Annotated in this window: 2 protein-coding genes; both read left to right on the top strand. The window is 54.9% G+C overall.

The window, feature by feature from the left end:
- Positions 1-669: 669 nt before the first annotated feature.
- On the top strand, positions 670-2,613 hold the full coding sequence (locus tag Q0L39_RS10485; protein ID WP_296628996.1) for an RNase J family beta-CASP ribonuclease: 1,944 nt from the start codon (positions 670-672) through the stop codon (positions 2,611-2,613).
- A gap of 717 nt (positions 2,614-3,330) precedes the next feature.
- On the top strand, positions 3,331-5,257 hold a 1,927-nt coding region (locus tag Q0L39_RS10490), incomplete at its 3' end, for a DHH family phosphoesterase (RefSeq protein ID WP_296628998.1).

Here is a 5,257-nt window from a genome sequence, read left to right on the forward strand (position 1 = left end):
TTTGGCGCGCCTTTCGTCCATTTCCTCGCGATAGGAAATGGACCCCGGGGTGCAGGGGCGGGGAGCCTCCCTGCAAATAGGTCTTGCAGGGACTATCCTGCAAAAAAAGGAAAGTCCCTTGGAGAAGGAGGGGATCTCCCCGCCTTCTCCGTATAAGCGCTGCTGCAACCTCCCATACTGAGGGAAACCTCCGCCGGTAAAAAGATGCGGCTTGACAGATAGAGTGGGGAAAGGTACAATAAAAAAGAATACATTATGATGGGAATTTTGCGCAGTCGCACTTTCGGCGACATGCTCCCTTTCTTGAATTTATCTATTTTTTGCTGCGAAGGACAGGGTAACCTGTTTTTTATAGAGAACATCAAAATATAAATCAACGCGGGGAATACTGACCCGCCAACGTCCGACGACGCCAGAATTACGTTGACAAATTGTCATAACGACGCATTTGGGAAACTGATGTGAAAAATGCGCGCGATTTGTTTTGAAACTACCTTATAAAAAGCACCCTCTTTTTGTGACGAGCCACAACTGCAGAACGGTATCTATTTAAAAAGCAGAGGGGCAGAAAAAAAGAGCGGACTTTTTGTATGAAAACACACCCATCGTCCATACAGGGACGTTATATCGGAGCGGTCGGACATCATGCATTCATAGGAGGAATTGCGAATGAACGAAAAAAACAACGGCACAGGGACCGCGGAGCCAAAAAAAGCGCAGAAGCCTGCGCGCCGCTATAACCGCAAGCCAAAGCAGTCCAAGGGCGACGCACTGGCACAGGCGGTACAAAGCGCTATCGAGCTGGTTAATCCGCTGGGCGGCGCAGAGAAAAAGTCCGGCCGTCCAAAACAGCCAAGACAGCAAAAACCAAAGGCGCAGACCGAACCGGCAGCGCAGGAAAAAACCGAAAAGCCGCAGCGCCAGAAAAATACCCGCCGCAAAAAAGAAGGCAAAAAACCGCTGGTGCGCATTATCCCGCTGGGCGGCCTCAATGAGATCGGCAAGAATATGACCGTGTATGAGTGCGGCAACGATATGTTCATCATCGACTGCGGTCTTGCCTTTCCAGATGAAACAATGCTGGGCATCGACATTGTCATCCCGGACTTCAGCTATGTGGTGCAGAACCGCGACCGCATCCGCGGTGTCTTTATTACCCATGGCCACGAGGACCACATCGGCGGCATCCCGTACCTGATGAAGGAGATCAACGCTCCGATCTACGCCACCAAACTGACACTGGGTCTTATCAAAAACAAACTCAAGGAACACGGCCTGCTCAATCAGGTCAAGATGGTCGAGGTGAAGCCTGGCAGCGTCATCAAAGCCGGCTGTATGTCGGTAGAGTTTATCCGCGTCAACCACTCGATCCCGGATGCCTGTGCCATGGCAGTCCATACACCGGCGGGTATCATTATCCAGACCGGCGACTTCAAGGTGGACTACACACCGATCGAAGGCGGCGTCATCGACCTGGGACGATTTGGTGAGCTTGGCAAGGAGGGCGTGCTCGCGCTGCTGCCGGATTCGACCAATATCGAGATGCCAGGCTCCACGCCGAGCGAGCGCACGGTAGGCGAGTCGTTTAACAAGCTGTTCCAGATGGCAGGCGACCGCCGCATCATCATTGCGACCTTTGCTTCGAACATCCACCGCATCCAGCAGATCATCGACTATGCAGCTAAATACGACAAAAAGGTGTCGGTATCGGGACGCAGCATGGTCAACGTCGTCGCCACTGCCATCGAGCTGGGCTATCTGAAGGTGCCGGACGGCGTGCTGGTGGACATCGACGTCGCCAACCGTCTGCCGTTTAACGAGGTGGTGCTGATTACCACCGGAAGCCAGGGCGAGCCGCTGTCGGCGCTCAGCCGCATGGCAATGAGCGAGCACCGCAAGGTTAAGGTGACTCCGAACGATTTTATCATCATTTCGGCGCGCCCGATTCCAGGCAACGAGAAGTTTGTCAGCCGCGTCGTCAACGAGCTGATGCAGCTGGGCGCCGAGGTTATCTACGAAAAGATGTACGAGGTGCATGTTTCGGGCCATGCCTGCCAGGATGAGCAGAAGCTGATGATGGCGCTGACCAAGCCAAAATACATCCTGCCGGTACACGGCGAGTACAAACACCTCAACAAATATTCGATGGTTGCAAAACAGATGGGCATCGATGAGGACCACGTCATCATCCCGTCGATCGGTAAGGTTCTGGAGACCGACGGCGAGATGTTCCGCATCGGCGGCGAGGTGCCGTCGGGCGCAGTGATGGTGGACGGTCTGGGTGTCGGCGACGTCGGCAGCATCGTGCTGCGGGACCGCAAGCATCTGGCAGAGGATGGTCTGATCGTGGTGGTAGCAGCCATCAACACCAAGACAAAGAAGATTGTTGCCGGACCGGATATCATCTCCCGCGGATTTGTGTATGTGCGCGAGGCGGAGGACATGATTAACGGTGCGCGTGACATTGCCAAGGACACACTGGAGGAGTCGATGAAAGGCGGCGTACGCGACTGGACCAGCCTGAAAAACCGGATGAAGGACGAAGTCAGCCGCTATGTTTACAACAAGACCAAGCGCAGCCCAATGATCCTGACAGTGATCCAGGAGGCGTAAGAGAAGGGGAGAAACCCCTTCTCAAACCCTTTGTTTCTTTGCAGGAAAGTTCCTGCATGACCTTTTTTGCGGGCTTACTCAGCCCGCGCCCGCGGAAACTTTCTTGTGTGAAGAAAGTTTCACAAAGAGCACACAAGGAACCTTCTGGTTCCTTGACCTCCAGCGAAGGGGGTCAGGGATGACCCCCTTTGAACCCCCTCTGTAACGGTAGAGGTTGCACTCGACAAAGGCGCTCTACTGCCCGAAGTGGCAGGTGCAAAACCTGACATCTTCCTGCTGCCGGAGTAGTCAGGGGGAGAGAACTTCGCAAGGCGAAGTTCCCGAGGGGATGTGCCCCTCAGAGGTGTTTCCAAAGAGGAAACTTCCTCTTTGGCGAATCTTTGGTTCCTTTCTTTTCGACAAGAAAGGAACCTCGGGCGCGGGCTGAGTAAGCCCGCAACGTTCTTGTAGAAAGTTTGGAGAATGGGCTTTGCCCATTCTCGGGACCGCACACAAAAAAGTAGGACAATGCAGAAAGCAGAGGTGCGGTCTTGCCCCTCAGAGGTGTTTCCAAAGAGGAAACTTCCTCTTTGGCGAATCTTTGGTTCCTTTCTTTTCGAGAAGAAAGGAACCTCGGGCGCGGGCTGAGTAAGCCCGCAAGGTTCTTGCAGAAAGTCCGAGTGCGGGCCCGGGTCGCATAGACCCGTATAAAAAATCCTCGCGCAATGAGGTGATATGATGAAGAAAAGAATGTTTTTGTTTGTGCCGCTGACCGTGGTGCTGGGCCTGATCAATGTCGCTGTGTTTGTCATGGCGCTGCTCTCCCAGAATGGCTGGCTGTTTGCAGGCTTCCTTGCCTTGCTGCTGCTGACCTTGCTGCTGGGCTACCTGCTGGCAACGCTCAGTAAAAGCATCAATAAATTCTATCAGACGATGGAAAAACAGCTTTCTCCCTATACCAATAAGGCACTGCGGGATTTCCCGCTGCCGGTGCTGGTGACCCGCCGCGGCGGTGAAATCATCTGGTATAACAATCAAATGCGGGAAAAGGTGTTCGGCGGTGAGGATTGCTTTGGCCATGGACTGGCCGAGTATTTTCCGAGCATCAATCTCCAGCTGGATTGTCCGGCACAGGGCTGCGGCGTGGAGTGCCGCGGTCATCAGTATACCGCTTACCATGCTCCTACCGGTGAGGAGGACAGCCGCCTGAGCGTCATCTACCTCATCGACGACGACAAATTAAAGCGCATCGCCAAGGAGTATTTCTCCTCCCGTCCGGTGGTCGCCATCATCCTCATCGACAACTATGAGGAGCTGCTGCAGAGCGCGCGCGAAAACGAGCGCTCCCAGATCATGGGCGAGATCGAGTATCAGATCGAATGTTACGTCGAAAACTACAACGGCGTCATCAAGAAGCTGGAAAAGGACCGTTACTTTGTGGCGTTTGAGGAGCGATACATGCGCTCCATCGTCGAGGAACGCTTTACCATCCTCGATACCGTGCGCAAGATCAACGCAAACGACAAGATGCCTGCCACCCTCTCCATCGGTGTCGGACGCGACGCTCAGAGCCTTCTGCAGGCTGAAAAGTTCGCCACTCAGGCGCTGGATATGGCGCTGGGACGCGGCGGCGACCAGGCAGCTGTCAAGAATAAAAACGGCTACGAATTCTATGGCGGCGTGTCCAAGGGCATCGAGAAGCGCACCAAGGTGAAGACCCGTATCGTGGCGGCAGCCTTGAGCGAGCTGCTCGATTCCAGCCAGAACGTGCTGATTATGGGCCATCGCTTTGCCGACCTCGACTGTCTGGGTGCAGCGGTGGGACTTTACTATCCGATTCAGCAGATGGGCAAGCCGGTCAAAATCATCCTGAACAGCCGCGCCAACATGGTCAAGCAGCTGCATGCAAGGCTCATTGAACAGGGCTTCGACCAGGCGTTCATCGAGCCGGAGGTCGCGCTTGACTATGTCACCGAGGAAACGCTGTTAATCATCGTCGATGTACATACTCCGCACTTTATCGAGGCTCCTGAGGTCTACAAAAAGTGCAAGAACGTGGTGGTCATCGACCACCACCGCAAGATGGTCGACTACATCGACAATGCGGTCATCTTCCACCACGAGCCGTACGCCTCCAGCGCCTCGGAGATGGTGGCGGAGCTGTTGCAGTACTTCGGCGATAAGTATAAGCCCAATTCGGCGGCAGCCGAGGCGCTGCTTGCCGGTATGATGCTGGATACCAAAAACTTTGTACTGCGCACCGGCGTGCGCACCTTCGAGGCGGCGGCTTATCTGCGCCGGATGGGTGCGGACACCGTCGAGGTCAAACGCCTGTTTGCCTCCAATATGCTGGCGTATCAGGAGCGATGCAAGGTGGTTTCGTCCGCCAAGCTTTACCGCCACTGTGCAGTGTGCGCCGTCAAGGAGCGCATCGACGAGATCAAGATCGTTTCGGCGCAGGCAGCCGACGAGCTGCTTGGCATCGAGGATGTGGACGCATCGTTCGTCTTTTACCATGAGTCGGACGACGTGGTTGCCTACTCGGCGCGCAGCATGGGTAAATTAAATGTCCAGATCATCATGGAAAAGCTGGGCGGCGGCGGTCATCTGACCATGGCGGGCGCTCAGATTCGGGGCATCGACCTGGAGGAAGCACACCAGAGAC

It is taken from the genome of uncultured Negativibacillus sp. (assembly GCF_944388365.1).
Taxonomy (GTDB): domain Bacteria; phylum Bacillota; class Clostridia; order Oscillospirales; family Ruminococcaceae; genus Negativibacillus.